At 64.4% G+C, this 26,691-nt stretch carries 29 protein-coding genes; 8 read left to right on the plus strand and 21 right to left on the minus strand.

Annotation, left to right across the window (positions count from 1 at the left end; all coding sequences use genetic code 11):
• Window positions 1–65: 65 nt before the first annotated feature.
• The 4 genes from AC1VNY_RS39165 to AC1VNY_RS39180 all read right to left on the minus strand — a co-directional run bounded on the left by AC1VNY_RS39165 (window position 66) and on the right by AC1VNY_RS39180 (window position 3,863).
• Window positions 66–281, minus strand: coding sequence for a hypothetical protein (locus AC1VNY_RS39165; RefSeq protein ID WP_016840216.1), 216 nt, complete (start codon window positions 279–281; stop codon window positions 66–68).
• 651 nt (window positions 282–932) lie between these two features.
• Window positions 933–1,982: a hydroxyacid dehydrogenase gene (locus tag AC1VNY_RS39170; protein ID WP_482409181.1), complete on the minus strand. Its 1,050-nt coding sequence runs from the start codon at window positions 1,980–1,982 to the stop codon at window positions 933–935.
• A 15-nt stretch (window positions 1,983–1,997) separates the two neighbouring features.
• A complete protein-coding gene (locus AC1VNY_RS39175; RefSeq protein ID WP_482409182.1) occupies window positions 1,998–2,894 on the minus strand; it encodes an amidohydrolase family protein in 897 nt (298 codons plus the stop codon).
• 3 nt (window positions 2,895–2,897) lie between these two features.
• The gene (locus AC1VNY_RS39180; protein WP_482409183.1) at window positions 2,898–3,863 is read right to left on the minus strand and encodes a Bug family tripartite tricarboxylate transporter substrate binding protein; all 966 of its coding nucleotides are present in this window, start codon (window positions 3,861–3,863) and stop codon (window positions 2,898–2,900) included.
• Window positions 3,864–4,050: 187 nt separating this feature from the next.
• Here AC1VNY_RS39180 and AC1VNY_RS39185 point away from each other — a divergent pair, with 187 nt between their 5' ends.
• Both AC1VNY_RS39185 and AC1VNY_RS39190 read left to right on the plus strand, forming a co-directional pair.
• A complete protein-coding gene (locus AC1VNY_RS39185; RefSeq protein ID WP_026192548.1) occupies window positions 4,051–4,626 on the plus strand; it encodes a thiamine pyrophosphate-binding protein in 576 nt (191 codons plus the stop codon).
• Window positions 4,627–4,634: 8 nt separating this feature from the next.
• Complete coding sequence (locus tag AC1VNY_RS39190) at window positions 4,635–5,237, plus strand: thiamine pyrophosphate-dependent enzyme (protein ID WP_482409184.1); 603 nt, start codon at window positions 4,635–4,637, stop codon at window positions 5,235–5,237.
• A gap of 144 nt (window positions 5,238–5,381) precedes the next feature.
• Here AC1VNY_RS39190 and AC1VNY_RS39195 read toward each other — a convergent pair whose 3' ends face one another.
• From AC1VNY_RS39195 to AC1VNY_RS39210, 4 genes are all read right to left on the minus strand, one after another.
• Window positions 5,382–6,443, minus strand: coding sequence for a ketopantoate reductase family protein (locus AC1VNY_RS39195; RefSeq protein WP_482409185.1), 1,062 nt, complete (start codon window positions 6,441–6,443; stop codon window positions 5,382–5,384).
• Between the two features lie 202 nt (window positions 6,444–6,645).
• On the minus strand, window positions 6,646–7,035 hold the full coding sequence (locus tag AC1VNY_RS39200; protein WP_482409186.1) for a DUF1236 domain-containing protein: 390 nt from the start codon (window positions 7,033–7,035) through the stop codon (window positions 6,646–6,648).
• 215 nt (window positions 7,036–7,250) lie between these two features.
• Complete coding sequence (locus AC1VNY_RS39205; RefSeq protein ID WP_482409187.1) at window positions 7,251–8,030, minus strand: NYN domain-containing protein; 780 nt, start codon at window positions 8,028–8,030, stop codon at window positions 7,251–7,253.
• 147 nt (window positions 8,031–8,177) lie between these two features.
• Window positions 8,178–8,585, minus strand: a complete 408-nt coding sequence (locus AC1VNY_RS39210) for a hypothetical protein (protein ID WP_016842371.1) — start codon at window positions 8,583–8,585, stop codon at window positions 8,178–8,180.
• Between the two features lie 362 nt (window positions 8,586–8,947).
• Between AC1VNY_RS39210 and AC1VNY_RS39215 the strand changes: the two genes are divergently transcribed.
• On the plus strand, window positions 8,948–10,357 hold the full coding sequence (locus AC1VNY_RS39215; RefSeq protein WP_482409188.1) for an MFS transporter: 1,410 nt from the start codon (window positions 8,948–8,950) through the stop codon (window positions 10,355–10,357).
• 106 nt (window positions 10,358–10,463) lie between these two features.
• A complete protein-coding gene (locus tag AC1VNY_RS39220) occupies window positions 10,464–11,222 on the plus strand; it encodes a GntR family transcriptional regulator (RefSeq protein WP_482409189.1) in 759 nt (252 codons plus the stop codon).
• Window positions 11,223–11,228: 6 nt separating this feature from the next.
• On the opposite strand, the gene AC1VNY_RS39225 is transcribed toward AC1VNY_RS39220, so the two are convergent.
• The 6 genes from AC1VNY_RS39225 to AC1VNY_RS39250 all read right to left on the minus strand — a co-directional run bounded on the left by AC1VNY_RS39225 (window position 11,229) and on the right by AC1VNY_RS39250 (window position 16,495).
• Window positions 11,229–12,338, minus strand: coding sequence for a Zn-dependent alcohol dehydrogenase (locus AC1VNY_RS39225; protein ID WP_482409190.1), 1,110 nt, complete (start codon window positions 12,336–12,338; stop codon window positions 11,229–11,231).
• A 35-nt stretch (window positions 12,339–12,373) separates the two neighbouring features.
• Window positions 12,374–12,682 carry a DUF6166 domain-containing protein gene (locus AC1VNY_RS39230; RefSeq protein WP_076833594.1) on the minus strand — a complete coding sequence of 103 codons (309 nt, stop codon included), beginning with the start codon at window positions 12,680–12,682 and terminating at the stop codon, window positions 12,374–12,376.
• 40 nt (window positions 12,683–12,722) lie between these two features.
• Complete coding sequence (locus tag AC1VNY_RS39235) at window positions 12,723–12,920, minus strand: hypothetical protein (RefSeq protein ID WP_024579640.1); 198 nt, start codon at window positions 12,918–12,920, stop codon at window positions 12,723–12,725.
• 12 nt (window positions 12,921–12,932) lie between these two features.
• Window positions 12,933–13,310 (minus strand): hypothetical protein, encoded by a 378-nt coding sequence (locus AC1VNY_RS39240; protein ID WP_482409191.1) that lies wholly within the window; start codon window positions 13,308–13,310, stop codon window positions 12,933–12,935.
• Window positions 13,297–14,094, minus strand: a complete 798-nt coding sequence (locus tag AC1VNY_RS39245; RefSeq protein WP_028345230.1) for a sterol desaturase family protein — start codon at window positions 14,092–14,094, stop codon at window positions 13,297–13,299. The genes AC1VNY_RS39240 and AC1VNY_RS39245 overlap by 14 nt, the downstream gene beginning before the upstream one ends.
• A 271-nt stretch (window positions 14,095–14,365) precedes the next feature.
• A complete protein-coding gene (locus AC1VNY_RS39250) occupies window positions 14,366–16,495 on the minus strand; it encodes an acetate--CoA ligase family protein (protein ID WP_482409192.1) in 2,130 nt (709 codons plus the stop codon).
• A 217-nt stretch (window positions 16,496–16,712) separates the two neighbouring features.
• On the opposite strand from AC1VNY_RS39250, the gene AC1VNY_RS39255 reads away from it, so the two are divergent.
• The 3 genes from AC1VNY_RS39255 to frc all read left to right on the plus strand — a co-directional run bounded on the left by AC1VNY_RS39255 (window position 16,713) and on the right by frc (window position 20,567).
• Window positions 16,713–17,408, plus strand: coding sequence for a GntR family transcriptional regulator (locus AC1VNY_RS39255; RefSeq protein WP_050387017.1), 696 nt, complete (start codon window positions 16,713–16,715; stop codon window positions 17,406–17,408).
• A gap of 89 nt (window positions 17,409–17,497) precedes the next feature.
• Window positions 17,498–19,231 carry an oxalyl-CoA decarboxylase gene (oxc, locus tag AC1VNY_RS39260; protein WP_304499491.1) on the plus strand — a complete coding sequence of 578 codons (1,734 nt, stop codon included), beginning with the start codon at window positions 17,498–17,500 and terminating at the stop codon, window positions 19,229–19,231.
• Between the two features lie 58 nt (window positions 19,232–19,289).
• Window positions 19,290–20,567, plus strand: coding sequence for a formyl-CoA transferase (gene frc, locus AC1VNY_RS39265; RefSeq protein ID WP_057020269.1), 1,278 nt, complete (start codon window positions 19,290–19,292; stop codon window positions 20,565–20,567).
• A 111-nt stretch (window positions 20,568–20,678) separates the two neighbouring features.
• Here frc and AC1VNY_RS39270 read toward each other — a convergent pair whose 3' ends face one another.
• The 7 genes from AC1VNY_RS39270 to AC1VNY_RS39300 form a co-directional block, all read right to left on the minus strand.
• Window positions 20,679–21,317, minus strand: coding sequence for a NapC/NirT family cytochrome c (locus AC1VNY_RS39270; protein ID WP_482409193.1), 639 nt, complete (start codon window positions 21,315–21,317; stop codon window positions 20,679–20,681).
• The gene (locus tag AC1VNY_RS39275) at window positions 21,314–21,784 is read right to left on the minus strand and encodes a nitrate reductase cytochrome c-type subunit (RefSeq protein ID WP_482409194.1); all 471 of its coding nucleotides are present in this window, start codon (window positions 21,782–21,784) and stop codon (window positions 21,314–21,316) included. The genes AC1VNY_RS39270 and AC1VNY_RS39275 overlap by 4 nt, the downstream gene beginning before the upstream one ends.
• Window positions 21,781–24,294, minus strand: a complete 2,514-nt coding sequence (gene napA, locus AC1VNY_RS39280) for a nitrate reductase catalytic subunit NapA (protein WP_482409195.1) — start codon at window positions 24,292–24,294, stop codon at window positions 21,781–21,783. The genes AC1VNY_RS39275 and napA overlap by 4 nt, the downstream gene beginning before the upstream one ends.
• Window positions 24,295–24,312: 18 nt before the next feature.
• Window positions 24,313–24,600 carry a chaperone NapD gene (locus AC1VNY_RS39285; RefSeq protein ID WP_482409198.1) on the minus strand — a complete coding sequence of 96 codons (288 nt, stop codon included), beginning with the start codon at window positions 24,598–24,600 and terminating at the stop codon, window positions 24,313–24,315.
• Window positions 24,601–24,644: 44 nt separating this feature from the next.
• Window positions 24,645–24,830 carry a periplasmic nitrate reductase, NapE protein gene (gene napE, locus AC1VNY_RS39290; RefSeq protein ID WP_157345976.1) on the minus strand — a complete coding sequence of 62 codons (186 nt, stop codon included), beginning with the start codon at window positions 24,828–24,830 and terminating at the stop codon, window positions 24,645–24,647.
• Between the two features lie 183 nt (window positions 24,831–25,013).
• On the minus strand, window positions 25,014–25,259 hold the full coding sequence (locus AC1VNY_RS39295) for a helix-turn-helix domain-containing protein (protein ID WP_482409196.1): 246 nt from the start codon (window positions 25,257–25,259) through the stop codon (window positions 25,014–25,016).
• A 5-nt stretch (window positions 25,260–25,264) separates the two neighbouring features.
• Window positions 25,265–25,822 carry a DUF2975 domain-containing protein gene (locus tag AC1VNY_RS39300; RefSeq protein WP_176936754.1) on the minus strand — a complete coding sequence of 186 codons (558 nt, stop codon included), beginning with the start codon at window positions 25,820–25,822 and terminating at the stop codon, window positions 25,265–25,267.
• A 136-nt stretch (window positions 25,823–25,958) separates the two neighbouring features.
• On the opposite strand from AC1VNY_RS39300, the gene AC1VNY_RS39305 reads away from it, so the two are divergent.
• Window positions 25,959–26,462: a DUF2147 domain-containing protein gene (locus tag AC1VNY_RS39305; RefSeq protein WP_482409197.1), complete on the plus strand. Its 504-nt coding sequence runs from the start codon at window positions 25,959–25,961 to the stop codon at window positions 26,460–26,462.
• Window positions 26,463–26,691 lie beyond the last annotated feature (229 nt).

The raw sequence follows: 26,691 nt of genomic DNA on the forward strand, positions 1-26,691 counted from the left end.
CCCCAGCCCTCCCCCGCAAGCGGGAGAGGGAGCGCAGAGCGGATGCGGCTGCTCTCGACCTCGCGTCAGGTCACGTGCAAGTCGGCCGCCTCGATCCTGATGCGGTCGGCATGCAGTGACCAGTCGCATAGCGATTGTTCCTGGCAAAACTTGACCTTGGCCATCTCGGTGGCCTGGCCCTCGCTCGAGGCGTCGATCTCAAGCGCGCCCTGGCAAACCTCGCGCTCGCGGCCATTGCCGCCGAGCACGTCCTTCATGAAATGAACGACGAAGCGTGACATGGAACCCTCCCTGCTGCACCGGCAGAGCCCGGGGGTACCACGCTAGCACTAACACGAAAGGGTAGTGAGTTAATTCGGCTGATACGTGTGCGACTGTTCGCAGCGGGGAAAACTACGCGCCGGCCTGCGGCAGGCTGGCGGCAGCGATCGCGACGATCTGCGCAAGACGGCGGCCGATCTTCGCGGGCGCGTTGCGGAGCAATGACTGGACCTGTCGCATGAAATTCTTCCTTCCGTGCCCGGAATGGTCGGGCACGCAGCGAAAATGGCGATTTCAGGCTAAGCCGTCGATATCTCAGGGAAAATAACAACGGACGCGTTGTGAGGCGGCCGTTTGGCAGTGGGTTTATTGCCTCGATCGCGGCTACGACGAAGGAGATTTTCTCCGGTGTTTTTGGGGCGCGCAACAACGCTCGCACGGCTGGCCGCTTGTGCGAGGGACGCACCGGCGGAAGGGTTCCCTCGGCCCTTGCGGTATATCTCCCTCGCAAGGGCTACGATTTCTGAATATTGGAAATATACCCCTGAGTTGCCCGACGCGTCAAGTTGCCCTGCGCGAACGCCTGCAGCCGCCAGAGCTCCTTTGCATGGGGTTGTTTTCGATATTTTTGGGCGCGCGCAGCCGCAGCCCCCGCAGGGGCAGGGCTGACCCTACCCCGGCATGAACCCGAACGCCTTCTCGAACCGTCTTGCGTAGACCGGCCACACCTCGGGATTGATGATGCGCGGCGGGCGCCTGCCGTCGAGGGCGTCGAGGATCTGCTCGGCGGCGATCCGGCCCATGTTGATGCGCGCCTCGCGGGTGACGCCGGCAGTGTGCGGGCTCGCCAGCACATTGTCGAACTGCAAGAGCGGGTGATCCGGCGGCGGCGGCTCCTTGTCCCAGACGTCGAGCCCGGCGCCGGCGATGCGTTTGTCGCGCAACGCCTCTTCGAGCGCCTTCTCGTCGTGGATGAAGCCGCGCGCGGTGGTGACGAAGTAGGCATGCGGCTGCATCAGCGCGAACTGGCGCGCGCCGATCATGCCGCGGCTGTTCTTGTCCAGCGGACACGAGATCGAAACAAAGTCCGCGCGGCGCAAGAGATCGTCGAGCTCGACCTTCTCCCCGCCCCGCTTCGCCATCTCATCCGCCGTGAGATAGGGATCGTAGGCGATCACCTTCATGTGCAAGAGGCCCCTGCACAGCTCGGCGATGCGGCGGCCGACATTGCCGAGGCCGACGATGCCGACCGTCTTCTCCTTCAGCTCGTTGCCGATCAGATCGTTGCGGTTGACATTGGCCTCGCGCCGCAGCCTGCGGTCGGACTGGATGATCCGCTTCGACAGCGTCAGCATCATGCCGAGCGCGTGTTCGGCGACCGAATTGGCGTTGCCGCCGGACTGATTGACGACAAGCACGCCCGCCGCGGTGCAGGCATCGACATCGACAGGATCGAAGCCGGCGCCATTCGACGACACGATCAGAAGATTCGGCGCACGCTTCAACAGCTCGGCATGGGCATGGAAATGCGGCGCCAGCTCGTCGCGGGCCGCGCCGATCTGATAGGCATGCGCGTCGGCAAGGACGGGCCCGAACGTCGCCTCCGGTGTCTCGTTCTCGAGACGATCGAGCCGGACGTCCGGCCGCTTCTTCAGGATATCGACGTAGATCTCATGAGCGAGGTATTTGACGTAGAACACGCGCTTGTTGTTGACGGTCATGTCTTCGAGCAGCTTTCAGTTTGGGAAGCCATAGAGTCGTGCGGGATTGTCGACGAGGATACGGTGCCGGGTCACCGCATCCGGCGTCCATTCGTGAAACAGGTCGAGCAGATGGCCGGCGTCGGGCATTTCGCCCTCGACCCGCGGATGCGGCCAGTCGCCGCCCCATACCAGCCGTTCAGGATTGGCTGCGACCAGCGCCTCGTGGAACGGCCGCGCATCGGGATAATCAGGGGCCCGCTGACTCAGGCGATGCGCGCCTGACAGTTTGGCCCAGCACCAGCCTTCGTCCACCGCACGCAGCAAGCTCTGAAAGCCCGCGGTGTTGATGCCGGCGCCGGCATCAGTGCGGCCCATGTGATCGACCACGACCGGCAACCCCAGCGCCTTCAGCGTCGGGATCGTGTCGGGCAAATCCTTCACATCGATCCAGAGCTGCAGATGCCAGCCGAGTTCGGCCATCACGCCCGCGTGCGTTTCGGCAACATTCAAGGGAATGCCGCCGCGATAGTGCAGCTGCCCGCCGCGGAAGAAATGGTTGAAGCGCAGGCCGCGGACGCCGAGCACATGCCATTGCCGCAGCGTGCCCGCCGCCATATCGGCATCGGCCACCGCGACGCCGCGCAGACGCGCGGGCTCGCGCTGCAGCGCATCCAGCATCGCCGAATTGTCGTGGCCGTGCGCGCTGCCCTGCACCAGCACGCCGCGGGCGAAACCGAGCGCATCGAGCATGCCGAGATAGGTCGCGAGCGGCGCGTCCGGCGGCGTGTAGCTGCGATCGCCGGCATAGGGAAAGCGGTCCGCCGGGCCGAACACATGCGCATGCGTATCGCAGGCCTTCGGCGGCAGCTTGTCCTTTGGCGGCGTCACCGGACGCGGCGGCAGGCAGGCGGGAATTTCCGACGCAGCCATGTTCTATTCCGCCTTCATGCCGGCGGCCTTGATGATCGGCCCCCATTTGTCGTAGTCGGCCTTGATCTTGGCGGCGAACTTGTCCGGCGGTGAGCCGATCGGGATTGCACCGAGCTTGCCCAGTCGCTCCTTCACGGCATCGGTGTTCACCGCCGCGACGAAATCATGCGAGATCTTGGCGACGAGATCGGCGGGCATGCTGCCGGGCCCAAGCAGGCCCCACCACACCTCTGTGTCATAGCCCGGCACGGTTTCCGACATGCTGGGCACGTCAGGCAGGAACGGCGCACGCGAGCCGGTCGTCACCGCCAGCGCGCGAACCGTGCCGGCTTGCAGCTGCCCGACCGATTCCGGCCCGTTGTTGAACGACATCGGAATTTGCCCGCCGAGCAGATCGTTGATCGCGGGCGCACCGCCCTTGTAGGGGATCGCGTCGAGATCAATCTTGGCGAGGCTCTTGAGCAGTTCGCCGGCGAGATGGGTCGAGGTACCGTTGCCGGCATGGGCGAAGGACAGGCTGCCCGGCTTTGCCTTCGCCGCGGCGATGACGTCGGCGACCGATTTGAACGGCGAATCCGCGCGCACCAGCAGCACGTTCGGCGACGACGCCAGCAGCGAGATCGGCGAAAAATCCCTGAACGTGTCGTAGGGCAGCTTTGGATAGAGGAACGGATTGGTGGCGTGGCCGCTCGCCACCATGATCAGATTGTAACCGTCGGGCGCGGAGGTCGCGATCGCCTGCGAGGCGATCACCCCGCCGGCGCCAGGCCGGTTCTCGACCACGATCGATTGCGTCCAGGTCTTCGACACCGCTTCGGCGAGCGTCCGCGTCAGCACATCGACGCCGCCGCCCGCCGGATATGGAACGAGAATGTGAACGGCCTTGGCCGGGAACGGCTGCGCGGACGCAAGGCCGGCCACAATCATGGCCGCTGCCGCAATGGCGGTCCGCCAGACCCATCCGGCCATCGACGCCTCCCGTCCCTTGATCGCTATCGTCCCTTTTTCGTTACGCCTGTATCGCACGTTGGTTCGGCGCTGCGATGGCCGAATTCCGCAGATCGCGTTGCGGCCGCGACATGTTGACAATCGCAGGCACCGCGTCAAGTTTCGTGCGGCAAGCGGCCACCAGCGTCGCGCGAGCAGGGAGAACAGGATGGCGGCCGCGGAACAAGCCTCGTCCAAAGATAAAGCCAAGGACAAGTCCCAGGATGCGGCGACCACCTGGCACGGCATCGTGCTGCAGACGCTGAAGCGGAACGAGATCAAGCTCGTGCCCTATGTGCCCGACCGGGTGCTGACCACGCTGATCAAGGACCTGCACGCCGATCCCTATTTCACGACGTTTCCGACCGCGCGCGAGGAAGAGGCGGTCGGCATCGTCTCCGGTGCCTGGATGGCGGGAACGCGCGGCGCGGTGCTGATGCAAACCTCGGGCTTTGCCACGCTCGCCAATGTGCTGGCCTCGCTCGCGGTGCCCTACCAGATCCCGCTGATCATGTTCGTCTCCGAGCGCGGCACGCTCGGCGAGTTCAATTACGGCCAGGCGCTGGTCTGCCGCACCATGCGCCCGGTGCTGGATTCGCTGGCGATGGAGCATCACACCATCACGCGGCTCGACGAGCTCGAATTCATCGCCGACCGCTCGATCAAGCAGGCCGTCACCACCCAGGCGCCGGTGGCGCTGATCCTCTCGCCGCTTTTGACCGGCGGCAAGACCTTCGACAAGTGAGATCAGCCATGACCAACACCCCCGCCCGCAACACCAAGGTGATGAACCGTTTCGAGCTCACCCAGCGTCTCGTCGCCGGGCTCAAGGACGAGGCCGTGATCGGCGGCATCGGCAACACCAATTTCGACCTCTGGGCCGCCGGCCATCGCCCGCAGAATTTTTACATGCTGGGCAGCATGGGCCTCGCCTTCCCGATCGCGCTCGGCGTCGCCTTGGCGCAGCCGAACCGGCGCGTGTTCGCATTGGAAGGCGACGGCTCGCTGCTGATGCAGCTCGGCTGCCTCTCGACCATCGCGACGCTGGCGCCGAAGAATCTCACCATGGTGGTGATGGACAACGGCATCTACCAGATCACGGGCGCGCAGCCGACGCCGGCGGCGGGCCATACCGATATCGTCCAGGTCGCAATCGCCAGCGGCCTTGCCAACAGCTCCTGGGCCGCCGACGAGGACGATTTCGAGCGGCTGATCGAACAGTCGAAACAGGCCTCCGGTCCGACCCTGATCGGCGTCCGCATCGACGACAAGCCCGGCACCGGCACCACCCGCCGCGATCCGGTGCAGATCCGCGAGCGGTTCATGCATGGGATGGGCGTCAGGCAGCTGCTGTAGGGCAAGACCCGGCGGCCTACGCATCAGTCATTGCGAGGAGCTCGCGACAAAATTGCGGAGCAATTTTGCGCTGAAGCGACGAAGCAATCCCTCATTCCACACATGCGGAGAGATGGATTGCTTCGCGATGACGGCTGTGGCCGCTCAATTCAACCTCAGCTCCGTGATGTGCCGCGGATCCGGCGCGAGCTCGCCGCGCTCGACGCGCTTGACGATGTCGGTCAGCGCGGCATTCGCCGCGCAGGTGATGCCGAGCTTCTCGCCTTCGCGGACCACGAGGCCATTGAGGAATTCGATCTCGGTGCGGCGGCCCTTCTGCATGTCCTGGCCCATCGAGGGACGCTGCGCGGACGAGGTGCGCTTGGCATCCTTGAAGCGCTGCTCGTCGCAGGCACGCGTTGCGGCCTCGTCGCCCTCGCCGGCCCGTGCGATGGTCTCGGGCGGCAGATGCAGGATCTCCTCCAGCTGATAGCCCTGCGCCTGGCCCACGCGGATCGCCTCGCTGCCGAGCCGCGTCGAGAAGCGGCGCAGCGGTTCGCTTTGCAGCACCTCGCCGCCCGCCAGACCAGTGCAGGCCGAGAGCCCGTTGCCCATCACGTTGGCGACGAGCTTGGACCAGCGCTCGCCCCAGAGATTGGAGGTCACCTTGGCGCTGTCGGAATAGCCGACCAGGCGGCACACTTCTTCGGCCCGCGCGGTAATGCGGCCATGAACCTCGCCGGCGCGAAACACGGTGTGATCAGCGCCGCCCTTGCCGGCGCCGCGGTGGATATGGCCCGGCTCCGGCAGATTGACGGTGATGCTGCTCGCGATGCAGCCGAGCGTCTTGCCCCAGCCGACGATCCCGGCGATGGTTTCCTCGTTCATGCAGTTCTGCAGCGAGACGACGTAGCCATCCGCCGCCAGATATTGCCGGATCAGCATGGTGGCCCAGGCGGTGTCGTAGGACTTCATGCAGACGAAGGCGATGTCGACCGGTTTTTCCTTTGCCAATTGCTGCGCCTCGGTGACATCAAGCGCCCGCACCGGCACCGAGAATTCCGCAACGTTCATCGCGTGCGTGACGCGCAGGCCGTGCTTGCGCATGTGCTCGACATGCGCGGGCCAGGGATCGATGAAGGTGACATCCTCCCCTGCCTGCACCATGTGCGCACCTGCGTAGCCGCCGACCGCACCCGCGCCGACGATCGCGATCTTCCGAGCCATGTATCCATCCCCTGCTTTTGACCAAGGCAGACGCTTGCTGCGTCCGTCCGTTGCAACCCATTCTAGGGGATCGGGCCGTCAGGCCAACCGGCCGCTTCATGAAAAAACGGGCCTGTGCCATGCCGGTATTCATGCGACCCAAGAAAAATCCCCGCGGGCGATGCGCCCGCGAGGATCTTCGTAGTCAGAAGTCTCGATGCGATCAGTCGATGATTTTGACGATCCGGCGGGTGCGCGGCTCCACGATCACGCGGCGATCGTTGACGACCGCGTAGCGATACTCGGTGTAGCGCGGCACCGGGCGCAGCACGACGGTGTCGGGCAGCGGCTCGCCGACCACGACGCGTTCACGCACCACCACCGACGGCTCGTTGCGCGGGATCGACGTGATCACCGCATTCGGAATCTCGAGGCCGGCGCCGACCGCGGCACCCACCGTGCCGCCGACGATCTCGCCGACCGGCCCCGCGATTTCGCCGCCGGTTCGCGCGCCGTTCGCGGCGCCCGCCGCAGTCGTGGACTGCGCGAAGGCCGAACCGGACGCGAGCAGCGACGCAGCAGCGACAAGGGAAACAGCAAAACGCTTGTTCATGATTGTCCTCCTCCGAATTGATCGATGCCCCCTCAACATCGCAAGCAACGAGAACGTTCCAGTTCCAATGCTGCAACCCGCGCAACTCCAGTTCCGCGCGCAATTCGCTTGATTCCAGCACGAATGAAAATGCTGCTCCGGACAATGTCCGAAGCAGCATTCATCCTGGGTTCAGATTCAGGGATAGTTCAGAACAGGAGCGCGCTGCGCATCGTTCATTCCGGCGGTTTTTGATCGGCTCGCCGTCTTGGAGCTCGTCGTCTTGGCGGCGGTGCAGCTGAAGGCTTGATGCGGATTCGCATCGTCCCGCCCTTCGACTCGATCTCGAAAGCGTTGGTCCTGCGCACCAGCTCGCCGAGGGTGCGGAAGCCGTAGGTCCTCTGATCGAAATCCGACGCGAAATTGGCCAGCTGCCGTCCGACCTCGCCAAGCGTCACCCAGCCGTCCTCGCTTGCCATCTGGCCGATCATCTTCTTGAGGATGGGCGTGGCGGCCTCGGGCGGCTGCAACGGCTGGGCCCGCACGGCGGCATCCTGATTGCTCGGCGCGCCGCCGCGCAGATTCTCGGTATAGACGAACCGGCGGCAGGCCTGCCGAAAACTCTCCGGCGTCTTCTGCTCGCCGAACCCGAACACGTCGATGCCGTGCTCGCGGATGCGGGCGGCTAGCCGGGTGAAATCGCTGTCCGACGACACCAGGCAGAAGCCGTCGAACCGGCCGCTGTGCAGCAGGTCCATGGCGTCGATCACCAAGGTGATGTCGGATGCATTCTTCCCGGTCGTATAGGCGAATTGCTGCTGGGGAATAATGGCGTGCTTCGACAGAATGTCGGCCCAGGCCTTGGATCTGGGATTGGAGAAGTCGCCGTAGATGCGGCGCACGCTGGCCTCGCCGATCTTGGCGATCTCCTCGAACAGCCCATCGGCGATCTTTGCAGATGCATTGTCGGCGTCGATCAGGACAGCCAGACGCGGCGAACGGAGTTCGGAAGGCATGGCATTTCTCGGCTGGGACAGGATGAATGGACAATTCCGCAGACAGCTGCGGAACCGGCGCAGCTGCCGTATCGGAGCACATCGCGCGTCCCAAGCATAGGCAGCATCGCCGAGACGTCGCGGCGATGGCGGCCGTGGGCGGCGAGGTCAGATCACCTCGCCCAGGTCGATCGCCCGCCTCGCGAACTCGATCGCCTTCTCGGCGGTGATCGCGTCTGCTGTGGTCGTCGCCTCGTCGCGCACGGACGGCGGCGAAGCGATCCGGATCTTCTTGCCGTTCGAACGGCGGATGGTCGCGCGCCAGCGATCGACGTCGCGCCGGTAGGCATCGATCACAAAATCCCGATAGGTGACGCCGCTCATCAGCGGCTGAATCGATGCCGCTTCGACAGTGGGCGGCCGGCTTGCGATGTCGCGCACCATCTCGACAATCGTCTCGACGGCATGCTCACGCGTGACGCCGGTCGCGTCCCTGAGCAGGTAGCTCACCGCCGCGCCGATCTGCGCCCTCGCGCGATCGTCGCTCGCAAAATCCAAATCGGCCTGAACTGACATATGGGGAAAACGCCTCCGCCCGACGCAACATCGGATACCTCCAGGCATCCGGTACTTTGCAACCACGTGACGTTTAGTCGGCTCCCCATTAAAGCCGGATTATCTGTTAGCCCCCGATTTCTCGGATGCCGTTAACCGGCTCTTGATGCCGCTTCGCAGGATGCCCGAAGCGGCAAGGATGGTCGACCGGATCACGGGAGGACCGCGCTACGCGCCGATTTGTTTGCGGCCCCATCCGGCGCCGCAGCCTGGTCCGCGCCGTCAATTCACGCGTGATCACCAATTGACATATCACTGCTATTCGTGTGACATTTTATGAAAAGGCCGACAAAGAGCCCATCAATACACACCTGGGGGCAGCAATGACCATTTCCGACGTCACCGCAGCAACCGGAAGCCGGGCTCCGGCCGTTGCGCGAACCGCGCAGGCGCAGCAGGTCGCCGACATCGCGGCGCGGCTCGAACGCCTGCCGCTGACCTCCTATCAGCGCTGGATCTTCGGAATCATCGCGACCGCGTGGTTTTTCGACAGCATGGACCTGGCCGCGCTGACCTTTGTGCTCGGCTCGATCCGCCAGACCTTCGGCCTGTCGACGGCGGAAGCCGGGCTGCTGTCCAGCATGAGCTTCCTCGGCATGTTCGTGGGCGCCGCGTCCGCCGGCCTGCTCGCCGACCGTTTCGGCCGCGCCCGCGTCTTCCAGGTCAGCATGATCTTCTGGGGATTGGGCAGCCTGTGCTGCGGTCTCTCGACGACGGCGACCGCGCTCGGCGCATCCCGCCTGCTGCTCGGCTTCGGAATGGGCATGGAGTTTCCGGTCGCGCAGTCGATGGTCTCGGAGATCATGCCGGCGCGCAACCGCGGCCGCTACATCGCATTCCTCGAAGGATTCTGGCCGCTCGGCTTCATCGCGTCGGGCCTGCTGACCTACTTCGTGCTGCAGGTCGCCGACTGGCGCTGGGTCTTCATCCTGCAGGCAATCCCGGCCGTCTTCGTGCTGGTGGTGCGCCGCTTCGTTCCGGAATCGCCGCGCTGGCTCGCGTCCCACGGTTATTCGGAGCGGGCCGAGGCCACGGTGCGCGGCATCGAATCCAGGGTCCGCGATCGTCTCGGCGGCAAGGACCTGCCGCCGGTGGTGCGCCAGGCCGCCGCTCCCGCTTCCGAAGTGACCGGCCTGAGGACGCTGTTCTCGGGTATCTACGCCAAGCGGACCACGATGCTGTGGACCCTGTGGTTCTTCGCGCTGCTCGGCTTCTACGGCCTGACCACGTGGCTCGGCGCGCTGCTGCAGGCCAAGGGCTTCCCGATCACCAAATCGGTGTTCTACACCATCCTGATCTCGCTCGCGGGTATCCCCGGCTTCCTGGTCTCGGCGTGGCTCGTCGAATCCTGGGGCCGAAAGGCGACGCTGGTGATGAACCTGCTCTGCGGCGCGATCGCCTGCCATTTCTACGGCTCGGCGGCGGACCAGACCCAGCTCATCATTGCCGGCCTCTGCATGCAGTTCTTCTTGTTCGGCATGTGGTCGGCGCTCTACGCCTATACGCCCGAACTTTACCCGACTCATGTCCGCGCCACAGGAACGGGCTTTGCTTCCGCGGTCGGCCGAATCGGTTCGCTGATCGGCCCCTATGTGATCGGCGTGATCCTGCCGGCCGCCGGACAAGGCGGCGTGTTTGCGCTCGGCGCCGGCGCATTCGTGGTGGCGGCGCTCGCGGTGCTGTTGCTCGGCGAGGAAACCCGCGGCCGGACGCTGGAAAGCATTTCGTACTGATGGGCGCGCTGCGCGCCGTCCGATTCGGCGCATCGCCGATCGACCGGCCTTGTCATTGCTATCGGGCGTGTGAGATATCTGCTGTACAGCAGCAGTCACGATCCTGATGGCACATTCGAGCAAACGATCCAGCACGGTGCGCGCGCGCACAGCAGGAAGCCGCCGGCCGGCACGGCAATCGTCCGCCGCCGGCGACAAGCCGCGCGGTTCCGCGCCGGCCCCTCTCCCGCAAAGCGACGTCACGCTCACCGATCGCGCCTATGCCGAGCTGGAAGAGCTGATCGTGACGCTGCAACTGCCGCCGGGCACCGCGCTCTCCGAGCTCGTGCTCGCCAAGCGGCTCGACATCGGCCGAACCCCGATCCGCGAAGCCTTGCAGCGCCTGTCGCGCGACGGCCTCGTCAACATCCTGGCCCGCCGCGGCGTGCTGGTGTCCGAGATCGACCTCAGGGCCCAGCTGCGCCTGCTCGAGGTCCGGCGCGAGCTGGAACGGCTGATGGCGCGCGGCGCCGCCGAGCGCGCCACCAGCGAGCAGCGCACGCAGTTCTCCGAGATCGCCGCCGGCATGCGGCGCGCGGCGGAGAAATCCGACGATCTGCTGTTCATGCGGCTGGATCACCAGTTCAACACCCTGATCTCCACGGCGTCGCGCAACGAGTTCGCCACCCGCGCGATGGGCCTGATGCATGGCCTGTCGCGCCGGTTCTGGTACCAGCATTACAAGGAAGCGGCCGATCTGCCGCTCGCGGCGCGGCTGCATGCCGACGTCGCCGAAGCCATCGCCGAGCGCCGCGTCGACGCCGCGGGCGCGGCCTCCGACAGCCTGATCGACTATATCGAGAGTTTTGCGCGTTCGACGCTGTAACAGCTCTCAGAGCTCGACGACCGTGCGGATCGAACGTCCGCGCCGCAACGCCTCGAAGCCGTCATTGATGCCGTCGAGGCTGCAGCTTCCGGTGATCAGTTCGTCGAGCTTGAGCCGGCCGTCGAGATAGGCCTGCGCCAGCAAGGGAAAGTCGCGCCGCGGCCGCGCGCCGCCATAGCTCGAGCGGCGAAATCGCTTCTCGCCCATCAACGCACCCCAGCGAAAACTCACGTCCTGCGTGACGTCGATCTTGCCGAGCCAGATCACCTCGCCGCCCGGCCGCACCGCCTCCGCGGTCTGCCGAAACGCGTTGGGACGGCCCGCCGCCTCGAGGATGACGTCGGCGCCCCGGCCACGCGTCGCCTCCTTTGCGAACTGGACCGGGTCCTCGCGAGCTGCGTTGACGGCGTGCGTGGCGCCGAGTTGCCGCGCCAGCGCCAGCTTTGCATCATCGAGGTCGACCGCGATAACAGCACCGGCGCCGGCAAGCCGGGCGCCCTGCACCGCCGCCAGCCCGACCGCGCCGCAGCCAGTGACCATCACGGTATCGCCGTGGCCGATGGCGGCGACGTTCAGCGCGGCGCCGACGCCGGTCATGACGCCGCATCCGATCAGGCACGCGCGGTCGAACGGGATGTCGTTCGGCACGACGATCGCCTGCTGCGCCGGCAGCACGACATATTCCGAGAACGCGCCGAGGAACATCAGGTGCGCCAGGTTGCGGCCGTCCACGAGCTGCGCCTTCGACGCGCCGTCGAAATGCACGCCTTCCGTGCCCCGCGCGAGATAGGTCTCGCACAGGATCGGCTGTGCGCGGTCGCAGTGGAAGCAGTGCCCGCAATGCGGATTCCAGGACAGGATGACGCGATCGCCGACGCTGATGTCGCGCACCGCGCTGCCGATTTCCTCGACCACGCCGGCGGCCTCGTGCCCGAGGATCATCGGCAAGGGATAGCGCAACGATCCGTCGATGACTTCGAGATCGGTGTGGCAGAGCCCCGCGGCGCGCACCTTCACCACGACATCGGTCGGCATCGGCTGCGCAAGCGATACGCGCTCGACGGAGAGCGGCGTTCCGCTTTGATGCAGCACCGCTGCGCGGCAGGTCAGGGTCATCTCAAGAATTCTCTGGCGGGGACATCAGCACGGGCTCAGGCCGTCTGTCCGGACCGTAGCGCCGCAACCGCCTCGTCGAGATCGGCCGAGGAGAGCTCCCATTCATTGTCGAAATTGGCGACGACGCGCCGCATGAACGGCTCGTGCAACGCTTTCGCGGCAGCGGCATCGTGCAGATGATCATAGAGCAGCGCGAAGGCCAGTTGCGCCGGCTCGGGTCCCTCGTAGCTCCATTCAAAACCGTGCTCGGTGAGACGAAGCTGGTCGTAATGCGGTGACAGCGGCTTGCCGTCGACCAGCACCGAAATGCCGTCGATGGTGCGGTCCCCGGTATAGCTCGCCATCGGATCCTCCCTGTGCTGCAGCATCATATCAGGAGCTCGGTCAGGATCCTGGCGGACGCATCTTGAGGTCCTTCTTGACGACCTCGGGGAAGATCCACATCGCGACCGTGGCGAACACGCCGAGGAAGGCGACCGCGTAGCTCGGTCCCTGCTGTCCCAGATAGACCATGAAAAAGTATCCGCAGGCTGCCGTGGCGAGGCACGCCAGCGACAGCATGAGCTTGATGTGGCTTGGCATCGAGACCTCCCTTCAGGTCATCCACGTGTACAACGACGGCGCCGCCACGCGGACCAGCAGCGCGAGCGCGGCGATCATGGCGCAGCAGGACAGCCGCAATCCCGCGCGTCCGTCGCGCCACCATTCCGGCAGCGCCTGAAACAGCCCGGGCAAAAACAGGAACAGCACGCCGCCGACGACAACGACGGTAGTCCAGCGCAATTCGGCCGCCGCGAACGCCAGCGTGCCGGCGAGCAACATCACCCACACGATGGTCGTCATCGTCACCGGCAGAACGGCGCACCCGCGCAGCGGATACATCCCGGCCAGCTGCAGGAAGCCGATGCAGCACACGCTCCACAGCAGGCCAAACCAGGCGAGACCTGCGAGATTGGGTTCAAGCTGCGGCATGCGGCACCGATTGCTCCTTCGCCACGACCCGCGGCGTCCGCGCCGTCCGGCGCATGTCCGTCTTCACGTAGCGCGTGCTGTAGCCGTTGAAGATGTGGCCAAGCAGGCCGCGATTGAGGTCGGAGGTGCCGAACACATAGTCCATCACCGGGAAGGTCAGGTTCATGTTCCGCTCCATCATGATCGACTGGTTGTGATGGGCGGTATGATGCCGGCGGATGGTGTTGACGAAGGGCATGTTGCGCACGAAGGCATTTTCCTCGACGTGGCAGCAGAAGTGCATGAACTCGTAGATCAGGTACATCGAGGTCGTCGTGGTGATCAGCAGCCAGCCGGTGTTGGCCGAGATCACAAGGCCCGCGACGATTGCCGGCAGGATCGACATCAGGGTAAACACCACCAGCGCATAGGGCGGGAAGAAGGTGACGCGCCAGTCGTGATGATCGGCAAAGCGCATCTCCTCCTCGGTGAAGAATTGATGGTGCATCAGCGTGTGGCGGCTGTAGACCGCGCGCAGCAAGGGCACATTCGAGGGCCGGTGCATGACGAAGCGGTGCACCGCCCATTCGAAGAAGTTTGCGATCAGGAAGACCACGGGAATGGTGAGGTATTCCCACCACCGCACGTCGTGCACATTGGCCAGATAGACGTACAGCGCCGTGAAGCCGATCGTGTAGATCAGCACGACATGCAGCCAGCCATTGTACCAGCCCACCACGCGCTCGCGGTAGGTCGCGCGATATTTGCGCTGGCGGTCGGTCATCCCTGTTGCAGCCAACTCCATCGTGGGTCCTCCATCGCTCAACTGACATATCAGTAGCACATCAGATGCGGAAGGCAAGCTGCCTTCGGCGGTCGCGGGTGGTTCCGGAAAAAGAAGATGGTGCACGGAACCCGCGCAGGAGGATCAGGAAAGCCTGGCTTGGTTTCGCGCGATCGGGCTGATCGCGCCCTTCCCGCTCATCTCGGCGGCACGTTGCAGATGGGGGCAGCCCAAGAAAAGGCCGCCCCGGACGGTGTCCGAGGCGGCCTGTGGCGTTCGACAGATCAGAAGATCAGAGCAGGCCGGCGCCGCGGGCCCACTTGTACTTGGCGCCGAGCACCTCGACCGGGAGTTCGGTCGAATAGGCGTAGGCCGGGATGCCGTTCTGGTAGAGGTATTCGGCGGCTTCCTCGACCTCGACGTCGCCGGCGAGCGAGGCGACGATCGGCTTGACGAAGCCCTTGGCCTCCATCTCCTTCTTCACCTCGACCATGTTGCGCGCGAACACCATCGGCGGCGTCACGATGGTGTGCCAGTAGCCGAGGATCAGCGCATGGATGCGCTCATCCGACAGGCCGAGCTTCACGGTGTTGACGTAGGTGATCGGCGGCTCGCCGCCGGTGATATCCACAGGATTTCCAGCCGCGCCGAACGGCGGGATGAACTTGCGGAACGCCGCATCCAGATCCGGCGGCATCTGCATCAGCGACAGGCCGTTGTCGACCACGGAGTCGGAGAGCAGCACGCCGGAGCCGCCGGCGCCGGTGATGATCAGCACGTTCTCGCCCTTCGGCGTCGGCAGCACCGGCACGCCGCGGGCGAATTCGAGCAGCTGCCGCAGGCTGCGGGCGCGGATCACGCCCGACTGCTTGAACACGTCCTCGTAGATCTTGTCGTTGCCGGCGAGCGCGCCGGTGTGCGACGAGGCCGCCTTCGCACCGGCCGAGGTGCGGCCGGCCTTCAGCACGACCACCGGCTTCTTCTTGGAGACGCGCTTGGCGGCCTCCGCGAAGGCGCGCCCGTCCTTCAGGTCCTCGCAGTGCTGCGCGATCAGATTGGTGTTGGGATCCTGCTCGAAGAAGGCGAGCAGATCGTCCTCGTCGATGTCGGACTTGTTGCCGAGGCCGACGATCGCCGACACGCCCATCTTGGCGGAGCGCGAGAAGCCGATGATCGCCATGCCGATGCCGCCCGACTGCGACGACAGCGCGGCGTGGCCCTTGACGTCATAGGCGGTGCAGAACGTGGCGCAGAGATTGGCCGGGGTATAATAGAAGCCGTAGATGTTCGGCCCCATCAGGCGGATATTGTACTTCTTGCCGACCTCGACGATCTCGGCCTGCAATTCCGGCGCGCCGGCCTCGGCGAAGCCCGAGGGAATCAGCACCGCGCCGGGGATTTTCTTCTCGCCGCATTCGGCGAGCGCGCCGGCAACGAACTTCGCCGGAATCGCGAACACCGCCGTGTCGATCACGCCGGGCACGTCCTTGACGCTCTTGTAGGCCTTGTAGCCGAGGATTTCGTCGGCCTTGGGGTGGATCGGATAGATCTCGCCCTTGTAGCCGCCGTTGATGAGGTTCTTCATCACGGAGTTGCCGATCTTGCCGTCCTCGGCGGAGGCGCCGATCACCGCCACGCCCTTCGGCTGCATGATGCGGTTCATCGCGGCGACGATTTCCTCGGTCGGGCGCGGCGCCGGACGCGGCTTGTAGTTGAAGTCGACGACGATACGGACGTCGGCGGCGATCGCGTTCTTGCTGGTGGCGAACACCGGGTTGAGGTCGAGCTCGACGATCTCGGGGAAATCGCTGACCAGCTGCGACACCTTGACGATGACGTCGGCGAGCGCCTCGCGGTTGACCGGATCGCCGCCGCGCACGCCCTTCAGCATCTCATGCGCCTGGATGCCGTCGAGCATCGACAGCGCATCGTCCTTGGTCGCGGGCGCGAGGCGGAAGGTGATGTCCTTGAGGATTTCGACCAGCACGCCGCCGAGGCCGAAGGCGACCAGCTTGCCGAACGATCCGTCGGTGATCGAGCCGACGATCACCTCGGTGCCGCCGCCCAGCATCTGCTGGACCTGGATGCCCTCGATCTTGGCGTCGGCCTTGTACTTCCTGGCGTTGGCCAGAATGGTCTCGTAGCTCTTTTCGGCGTCCGCGGCGCTCTTGACGCCGACCACCACGCCGCCAGCCTCGGTCTTGTGGAGGATGTCGGGCGAGACGATCTTCATCACGACCGGGAAGCCCATGTCGGAGGCGATGCGGGCGGCCTCGGCCGCCGACTTGGCGACGCCCTCTTTCGGCACCGGAATGCCGTAGGCATCGCACACCACCTTGCCTTCAGGCGCGGTGAGGCTCGTGCGCTTGTCGGCCTTGACCGCATCGAGAATTTTGCGGACCGCATCCTTCGAATTTGACATTGGCTTCCTCCTGGGACAGATTTCGTGGCATTTGGTATGCCAAAAACGCAATTGTCAAGGTCGGTCGAGGTCCAAAAAGATCGAAAAATATAGGTAGCTTGACATTCTGGTATTTGGCATGCCAAAAATCTAAGGTAATTTCTTCTGCTAAGAAGACGTCTCCAAGAGGAGGAGACGAGTCGTGCCAGAACCGAAACAGACCAAGGCGTCGCCCACCATGGCTGACACAGATATCGCCATCGTCCGGATCGCGCCGGAGACGAGCTTCAAGAACAAGGCTTATGAAGCCTTGAAGGAAGCGATCCTGAAGATGGACATCTACGCGACGCCGGAGCCGGTGATGCTCGACGAGCGCGCGCTGTCCGAGCGCCTCGGCGTCAGCCGCACGCCGATCCGCGAAGCGATCGCGATGCTCGAGCAGGACGGATTCGTGAAGACCGTGCCGCGCCGCGGCATCGTCGTGGTCCGCCGCACCAAGGCGGAGATCGTCGACATGATCCGCGCCTGGGCGGCGCTGGAGAGCATGGCGGCGCGCCTGATCACGACCACCGCGCGCAAGAAGGACATCTCGGCGCTGCGCGACTTCTTCAAGGACTTCAGCGACGATCGCCTGCCGCAGGATCACGTCGAGGAATATTCCAAGGCCAACATCGCCTTCCACCAGGCGCTGATCTCGCTGTCGGAATCGCCTGTTCTGGTCGATCTCACCAACGACCTGCTGCTGCATGTGCGCGGCTATCGCCAGCTCACGATCGGCCGCAAGGACCGCACCGCGACTTCGCTGCCCGAGCATCTCGGGATCATCGAGGCGCTGGAAGCGCGCGACACCGAGCTTGCCGAGAAGCGCGCGCGCGACCACACGCTTGGGCTTGCCGCCTATGTCGAGGCGCACGGCCAAGAATTATTCACGTAGAGAACCGTTCACTTAAGTTTGAGAGTCCACACCCGCTTCAGACGACAATCAGATCGTCCGAACAAAGAACGATCAGGGAGACGATGCCGATGCTGAATACCGCTACGAAGTCCGAGGCACCGGGCACCGAGCAGGAACTGACCGATGGCTTCCATCTCGTCATCGATGCGCTCAAGCTCAACGGCATCGACACCGTCTATGGTGTGCCGGGTATCCCGATCACGGACCTGGGCCGCATGGCCCAGGCGGCGGGCATTCGCGTGCTCTCGTTCCGCCACGAGCAGAATGCCGGCTATGCGGCGTCGATCGCCGGCTTCCTGACCAAGCGGCCCGGCGTCTGCCTCACGGTGTCGGCGCCCGGCTTCCTCAACGGCCTCACCGCGCTCGCCCACGCCACCACCAACTGCTTCCCGATGATCCTGGTCTCGGGCTCGTCCGAGCGCGAGATCGTCGACCTGCAGCAGGGCGACTATGAAGAGATGGATCAGCTCGCGATCGCCAAGCCGCTGTGCAAGGCCGCGTTCCGCGTGCTGCACGCCCAGGACATCGGCATCGGCCTCGCGCGCGCGATCCGCGCCGCGGTGTCGGGCCGTCCGGGCGGCGTCTATCTCGACCTGCCCGCAAAGCTGTTCTCGCAGGTGATGAACGCCGACGCCGGTCAGAAGTCGCTGGTCAAGGTGATCGACGCCGCGCCTGAGCAGATCCCCTCCCCGTCTTCGGTCAAGCGCGCGCTGGACGTGCTGAAGAACGCAAAACGTCCGCTCATCATCCTCGGCAAGGGCGCGGCCTACGCGCAGGCCGACGAGGCGATCAAGAATTTCGTCGAGAAGAGCGGCGTGCCGTTCCTGCCGATGAGCATGGCCAAGGGCCTGCTGCCCGATCTGCATCCGCAATGCGCGGGTGCGGCGCGCTCGACCGTGCTGAAGGAAGCCGACGTCGTGATGCTGATCGGCGCCCGCCTCAACTGGCTGCTGTCGCATGGCAAGGGCAAGACCTGGGGTGAAGCTCCGAAGAAGTTCATCCAGGTCGACATCGAGCCGAAGGAAATGGATTCCAACGTCGAGATCGTCGCCCCCGTGGTCGGCGATATCGGCTCCTGCGTGTCGGCGTTCCTCGACGCCATGGGCGCGAACTGGACCGCGGCGCCCTCCGACTGGCTCTCGACCATCGCCAAGAAGCGCGACGACAACGTCGCCAAGATGGCGCCGAAGCTGATGAGCAACGCTTCGCCGATGGATTACCACGGCGCGCTCGGCGCGCTGCGCGCCATCATCGCGGAACGCCCGGACACTATCTTCGTCAACGAGGGTGCCAACACGCTCGACCTCGCCCGCGGCGTCGTCGACATGCACAAGCCGCGCAAGCGGCTCGACGTCGGCACCTGGGGCGTGATGGGCATCGGCATGGGCTATTCGATCGCCGCCGCGGTCGAGACCGGCCTGCCCGTGCTCGCGGTCGAAGGCGACAGCGCGTTCGGCTTCTCCGGCATGGAGGTCGAGACCATTTGCCGCTACAAGCTGCCGATCTGCGTCGTGATCTTCAACAATGACGGCATCTATCGCGGCACCGACGTCAACAGCGCCGGCGACGATCCGGCGACCACCGTGTTCGTCAAGGGCTCGCGCTACGACAAGATGATGGAAGCCTTCGGCGGCGTCGGCGTCAACGCCACCTCGCCGGACGAGTTGAAGCGCGCGGTCAATGCGGCGCTGGATTCCGGCAAGCCGACGCTGATCAACGCAGTGATCGATCCGGCGGCGGGCTCGGAGAGCGGCCGCATCGGCAACCTCAATCCGCAGAGCGTTCTGCAGAAGAAGAAGTAACCCCTAACCCCATCACTCCCTGCGGGTGCAGGGGCAGACAGAGTACGGAGCAAACATTATGACCAAGGCGCTGAAGGGCGTTCGCATTCTCGATTTCACCCACGTCCAGTCGGGTCCGACCTGCACGCAATTGCTGGCCTGGTTCGGCGCCGACGTGATCAAGGTCGAGCGTCCCGGCGTCGGCGACATCACGCGCGGCCAGCTGCAGGACATCCCGAACGTGGACAGCCTGTATTTCACCATGCTGAACCACAACAAGCGCTCGATCACGCTCGACACCAAGAACCCGAAGGGCAAAGAGGTGTTGACCGCGCTGATCAAGCAGTGCGACGTGCTGGTCGAGAATTTCGGCCCCGGCGTGCTCGACCGCATGGGCTTCCCCTGGGAGAAGATCCAGGCCATCAACCCGAAGATGATCGTCGCCTCGATCAAGGGCTTCGGCCCGGGCCCGTATGAAGACTGCAAGGTCTACGAGAACGTCGCCCAGTGCACCGGCGGCGCCGCTTCGACCACCGGCTTCCGCGACGGCCTGCCGCTGGTCACCGGCGCGCAGATCGGCGACAGCGGCACCGGGTTGCATCTCGCACTCGGCATCGTCACCGCGCTCTATCACCGCACCCATTCCGGCAAGGGCCAGCGCGTCACCGCGGCGATGCAGGACGGCGTGCTCAACCTCGCCCGCGTCAAGCTGCGCGACCAGCAGCGCCTCGCCCATGGCCCGCTGAAGGAATACAGCCAGTTCGGCGAAGGCATTCCATTCGGCGATGCCGTGCCGCGCGCCGGCAACGATTCCGGCGGCGGCCAGCCCGGCCGCATCCTGAAGTGCAAGGGCTGGGAGACCGATCCGAACGCCTACATCTACTTCATCACCCAGGCCCCGGTCTGGGAGAAGATCTGCGACGTGATCGGCGAGCCGACCTGGAAGACCGATCCGAACTACGCCAAGCCGCCGGCCCGCCTGCCGCGCCTCAACGAGATCTTCGCCCGCATCGAGCAGTGGACGATGACCAAGACCAAGTTCGAGGCGATGGAGATCCTCAACAAGGACGACATCCCCTGCGGTCCGATCCTGTCGATGAAGGAGATCGCGGAAGACCAGTCGCTGCGCGCGACCGGCACCGTGGTCGAGGTCGATCACCCGACCCGCGGCAAGTACGTCTCGGTCGGCAACCCGATCAAGCTGTCGGATTCGCCGAGCGACGTTCAGCGCTCGCCGCTGCTCGGCGAGCACACCGACGAGATCCTGCGCGAGGTGCTCGGCTTCTCCGATCACCAGGTCGCCGAGATCCACGACTCCGGCGCGCTCGACCCGCCGCGCAAGCAGGCGGCCGAGTAAAGGCTCGCACTCAAGCAAGAAGCAAATGGCCGCGGGAAACCGCGGCCATTTTCGTTCCGGCTGATCGTCAGCCGCCGTGGAAAGATCAAGGTCCCCGGCGAAAGCCGGCGCTCATTGCCAGCCCGGAACTCCACGCATGTCGGGCAAGTGATGTGCAATGCCCTTGTGGCAATCGATGCAGGTCTTCTCGCCGGTAAACAGGAAGCGCTGGTGCGCGACCGACGCGCGCGGCGACTGCTTGGTGATATCCATCGATTCCGCGCTGTGACAGTTGCGGCATTCGAGTGAATCGTTGGCTTTGAAACGCGCCCACTCATGCAGCGCGAGCTCGAGCCGCTTGTCGATGAACTTGTCGCGGGTGTCGATGACGCCGAACAAATGGCCCCAGACCTCCTTGGAGGCTTGCATCTTGCGCGCGATCTTGTCGGTCCAGTTGTGCGGAACGTGACAATCCGGGCAGGTGGCACGGACGCCGGAGCGATTGGTGAAATGGATGGTCGACTTCAGCTCTGTAAACAGATTTTCGCGCATCTCATGGCAGCCGGTGCAGAATTTTTCGGTGTTGGTCAGCTCGAGCGCGGTATTGAAGCCGCCCCAGAAAACAACGCCGGCGACGAAGCCCGCGATCACCAATACGCCGAGCCCGAACACCGTGCTCGGCCGCACCAGCACGTCCCACAGCTCGCGCGCGAAGGCCCATGCGCGTCGGAAGAGCCCCTCCTTCGAGGTTTGCGGGTCGGCCGACTTCATCGACGGCCGCCCGGAGCCGCGCGGCTCAGCATGGTGTCGATGTCGACGAAGTCGTTGCTGACGGGCGGATTGCTCACGCTCTGCGGTACGTGACATTCAGTGCAGAAAAAACGGCGCGGCGAGATCGACGCAAGGAACTGGCCGTCGCGATCCATGAAATGAGTAATCGAGACCATCGGCGCCTGCGACTCGCCGGTGCGGGCACGCGCGTGACAGGACAGGCATTTGTTGCTGTTCAGATCGATCTGGTAGCCGTCGATCGAATGCGGAATCACCGGCGGCTGCTCGGGATAGTTCCTGACCTCCCGCTCGGACGTGTTGCGCGTCGGCATCATCGGCGGAGCCGGGCCTTCATTGTCGAGCGGCGTCGGCCCGCGCAGCCCGGAATTGAGCGATTGCGCCGCCAATGTGCCGGTGCCGGCCCCTATCGCCAGGACGAGCAGAACGACGCGCAGGTTCCTGATCATGACGGCAGCACCTTCTCGATGCGCACGGCGCATTTCTTGAAGTCGGTCTGCAGCGAAAGCGGATCGGTGGCGTCGAGCGTCACCTTGTTGATCAGCTTCGACTCGTCGAACCAGGGGACGAACACCAGACCTCGCGGCGGCCGGTCGCGGCCGCGGGTCTCCAATCGCGCCCGGATAAACCCGCGGCGAGAGATGACCTTGACCTCGTCGCCGCGTCGCAGCTTGGCCTCCTGCGCATCATCCGGATGCATGAAGCAGACCGCCTCGGGAAACGCGCGATAGAGTTCGGGCACGCGGCGGGTCATGGTGCCGGAGTGCCAATGCTCCAGCACCCGGCCGGTGGAAAGCCACAAGGGGTATTCGCTATCGGGCGATTCCGCCGGCGGTTCGTAGGGAAGCGCAAAGATGCGCGCCTTGCCATCGGTAAAACCGTAGAACTGCACGCCTCTGCCCTGCCCGACATACGGATCCGAGCCCTCGCGGAAGCGCCACTTCGTCTCCTTGCCGTTCACGACGGGCCAGCGCAGCCCGCGCTCGCCGTGATAGGCATCGAACGGCGCGAGATCGTGGCCGTGTCCGCGACCGAAGCTGGCGTATTCCTCAAATAGCCCTTTCTGGACATAGAAGCCGAACGCCTTCGATTCGTCGTTGGCGTAACCTGACGCGATGTCGGAGACCGGAAACTTGTCGACCTCGCCGTTGCGATAGAGCACGTCGAACAGCGTCTTGCCACGATACTCCGGCTTCTTTGCCAGCAACTCTTCCGGCCAGACCTCCTCGATCTTGAAACGCTTGGAAAATTCCATCAGTTGCCAGAGGTCGGAACGCGACTCGCCCGGCGCGGTGACGAGCTGGTGCCAGAACTGGGTGCGCCGCTCGGCATTGCCGTAGGCGCCTTCCTTTTCCACCCACATCGCGGTCGGCAAGATCAGGTCGGCGCCGAGCGCGGTGACGGTCGGATAGACTTCCGAAACGACGATGAAATTGTCGGGGTTGCGGAAACCGGGATAGGTTTCCTCGTTGATGTTGGGACCGGCCTGCAGATTGTTGTTAACCTGCACCCAGTAGGCGTTGAGCAGACCGTCCTTCAGCATCCGGCTTTGCAACACCGCGTGATAGCCCGGCTTGTCCGGAATCGTGCCTTCCGGCAGCTTCCAGATCTCCTCCGCCTTGTCGCGATGCGCCTTGTTGGTGACGACCATGTCTGCCGGGAGGCGGTGCGAGAAGGTCCCCACCTCGCGTGCGGTACCGCAGGCCGAGGGCTGCCCGGTCAGCGAAAACGGGCTGTTGCCGGGCTCCGCGATCTTCCCGGTTAGAAGGTGAAGATTATAGACCAGATTGTTGCACCAGACGCCGCGGGTGTGCTGGTTGAAACCCATGGTCCAGAAGCTGACGACCTTGGTCTTCGGGTCGGCGTAGAGCTCGGCCAGCGCCTCCAGGCGATTGAGCGGAACGCCCGACATCTTCGCCGCCTTTTCCAGCGTGTAGTCGGCGAGGAATTTGACGTAGTCGTCATAGCTCATATCGGTGGCATCGTTGGCCTTGGCCGCGCCCGTCGCCTTCTTCTGCAGCGGATGATCGGGTCTCAGGCCGTAGCCGATATCGGTCTGGCCGCGCTTGAACACGGTATGCGCGGTGACGAAATCCTTGTTCACGCGCCCGGTCTTGATGATGTGATTGGCGATCGCATTGAGGATGTAGAGATCGGAGTGCGGCGTGAACACGATCCCGATGTCGGCGAGGTCGAACGATCGGTGCTCGAAGGTCGAAAGCACGGCGACCCGCACATGCGCCGCCGAGAGCCTGCGGTCGGTCACCCGCGTCCACAGGATCGGGTGCATCTCCGCCATGTTGGAGCCCCACAACACGAAGGCATCGGTGGCCTCGATATCGTCGTAGCAGCCGGCCGGTTCGTCCATGCCGAAGGTGCGCATCATGCCGACCACGGCGGAAGCCATGCAGTGGCGCGCGTTGGGATCGATGTTGTTGGAGCGAAACCCGGCCTTGAACAGTTTTGCAGCCGCATAGCCCTCCCAGACCGTCCATTGGCCGGAGCCGAACATGCCGATGCCGCTCGGCCCGCGCTGCTTCAGCGCCGCCTTGAACTTCTCGGCCATGATGTCGAACGCCTCGTCCCACGAGACCGGGGTGAAGTCTCCGTTCTTGTCGTACTTGCCGTTGGTCTTGCGCAGCATCGGCTGCGTCAGGCGATCGTGGCCGTACATGATCTTGGAAAGGAAGTAACCCTTCACGCAGTTGAGGCCGCGATTGACCTCGGCCTTGATATCGCCGTGGGTGGCGACGACGCGATTGTCCTTGGTTGCCACCATGACGCTGCAGCCGGTGCCGCAGAAGCGGCAGGGAGCCTTGTTCCAGTCGAGTTCGCTGGCATCGCGTTCGGTGACGAGGTTTGCCGCGACCGACGCGACCGGCATTCCGCCGGCCGCTGCGGCGATCGCGGCGGCCTCCAGCTTCAGCATCTGGCGGCGGTCGAGCTTGGTTTCGGTCATGACTTGCCTCCCGGCACTTCAGCAGACGTCGATGGCGTGAAACACCAGCGAGGCGGAATGGACGTGCGGTAACAGAGCGATCGTGTTCAACGTCGCGCCGAGCGCGCCGGCATTGGGTGCATCGACCACCACGACGAGCTTGCCTCTGGGGTCGCGGCCGAAAATCTCGCAACCGGAAACGGCGAGGATATCGGCTTCGACCGCATCAAGGCGCTCGGGCCGGGCCTGCACCAGGATGCTGGCGATCTCGCCCCCGGGTGGCGCCACGATGCGCTCCGCTGTCAAGGCGCGGCCGGTAATCAACATACGGCGATTGATCGCGGTCTTGCGCACAACGATGTCTCTCCCTGTCAATGCGGCGGGGGCGGACCGGGAGGGCCGGCCACCATTTGGTAGATCCAGACCGCGAGCCCGTATGACCCCACCGTCGCGACCGCGAGCCCCGGCATCAGGATGGCGGTCAGGAACAGGAAGGCGAAGATCTCCATTCGCGTTCGGCGACGCCGTACGTCTGCGTCGCCGTCTGCGACCGCCATGATCGTGTCTCTCACGTGGGACGTTGGGGGGACGGCATCCGGGCCGCTGCCTTGGACATGGACCTTAAGGAGCGGCGGTGAGCGGACATTGATTCAGATCAAGGTGCGGAGCGATGGCCTCACCCGGCAAACATATCTCGGGCGAGCGAGACGACTCTGCCTGGTAATCAATCGCAGGCCGGATCAACCACCCTCGCCGCTCTCGCCGTCACCGCCCTCGCCCGGCACATATTCCAGAATATCGCCCGGCCGGCAGTCCAGTTCGCGGCAGATTGCCGACAGCGTCGAGAAGCGCATCGCCTTGGCTTTGCCGGTCTTCAGGATCGACAGGTTCTGGATCGAAATGCCGATCGCGTCCGCGAGGTCTCCGAGGCGGCGCTTGCGCTTTGCGAGCATGACATCGAGGTTCACCACGATGGGCACAAGCATCACCCTCAGATCGTCAGATCGTTTTCGGACTGCAACAGGATGGCCTGCTCGATCACGAATTTCAGCGCCATCAGAAACACGCCGCCCGCGACGGTGCCGACGTCGACGCCGTAGCTCGGCAGGAAGAACTTGATGTCGCCGAGCTGATACAGCGCATAGGTCACCGCGATGGTCGTGATCGTATCCACAAACGGCCAGACCACCAGGAAGATCCCCATCCACCAGACACCCTGCAGCGTTTCGGACACGAAGATCCGCCCGTTGGCGAATCGGTTGACCATGCGATGTAGGATGCCGATCAGCACGGCGTAAAACGATACCCCAAGCGCGAACAGCGACCAGAACAGCACCTGGCCCTTGGCCGACATGGTGAGCGGGTTGGCGACGATGGCCGCGCACTTCGCTTGCTCGCCGATCAGGCTCTCGGCAATCGTCGCCGACGCCGTGGTGGTGCGGTAATAGGCCAGCCACAGCACGACCGGCAGCGCCGCCCAGATCAACCAGAACGCCCGATCGAGCCTTCGAAACCAGAGCTGGCGCTGCTCACGAACCGACTTCCCCATCGCACCCATCCAAAAATTCTTTGCGGAAAAAGCCGTTACGGCCGGTTTGCATCATGCCTAGGCAATGTCATTGACTCAACCTTAAACGTGATTTATTTCATGTTTATCATGAAATTCTTCATGAAGAAGGTGGACGATGACGGTAATCCCAGACCAAAACGACCTGCGCAAGGCCCTGAAGCAGTTGATCCACGCTCACCTCACGCGCCGCCTGATCGTGGCTGCGTTCCACATCCCGCTGCTCGGCAGCCCCGCCGATGCCGCCAAGGCGAGCGACAAGGCCAACGATCCGGCCGGCGTCTGGCTGACCCAGTCCGGCGACGCCAGGATCAAGGTCCACCGCTGCGGCAGCGCGCTGTGCGGCCGCGTCGTCTGGTTGAAGGAGCCGAGGGATAAAGCCACCGGCAAGCCGCAGCTCGACGACAAGAACGCCGATCCCGGCCAGCGCACCCGGCCGGTCATGGGCATGTCGCTGTTCATCAACATGCAGTCCGCCGGCCCGAACAAATGGGCCGGCCGGATCTACAACGCCGACGACGGCAAGACCTATGTGAGCTCGGTGACGCTGGTCTCGCCGGGCACGCTGAACGTGCGCGGCTGCATGGGAACGCTGTGCGCCGGCGAAGACTGGACGCGGTGAAGCGAATGCGGTGAAGGGACTTGGCCCCGACCCTTCATCGGCCAAGAAGAAAAGCAAACCCGCTCACTCGAGGCCGCCGCATTTGGGCGGCCTTCTTTTATGATCTAGTGTGCTGAATGCGAAGTTCGTGCGATTTCGCGGCAGCCACTTTCACGAACTTCGCATTCATAAAGCACACTAGAATCATAAGTTTGCTAGTGTCCTTATCGAATCCGAAGTTCGCTCCGAA

It is taken from the genome of Bradyrhizobium ferriligni (genome assembly GCF_056837965.1).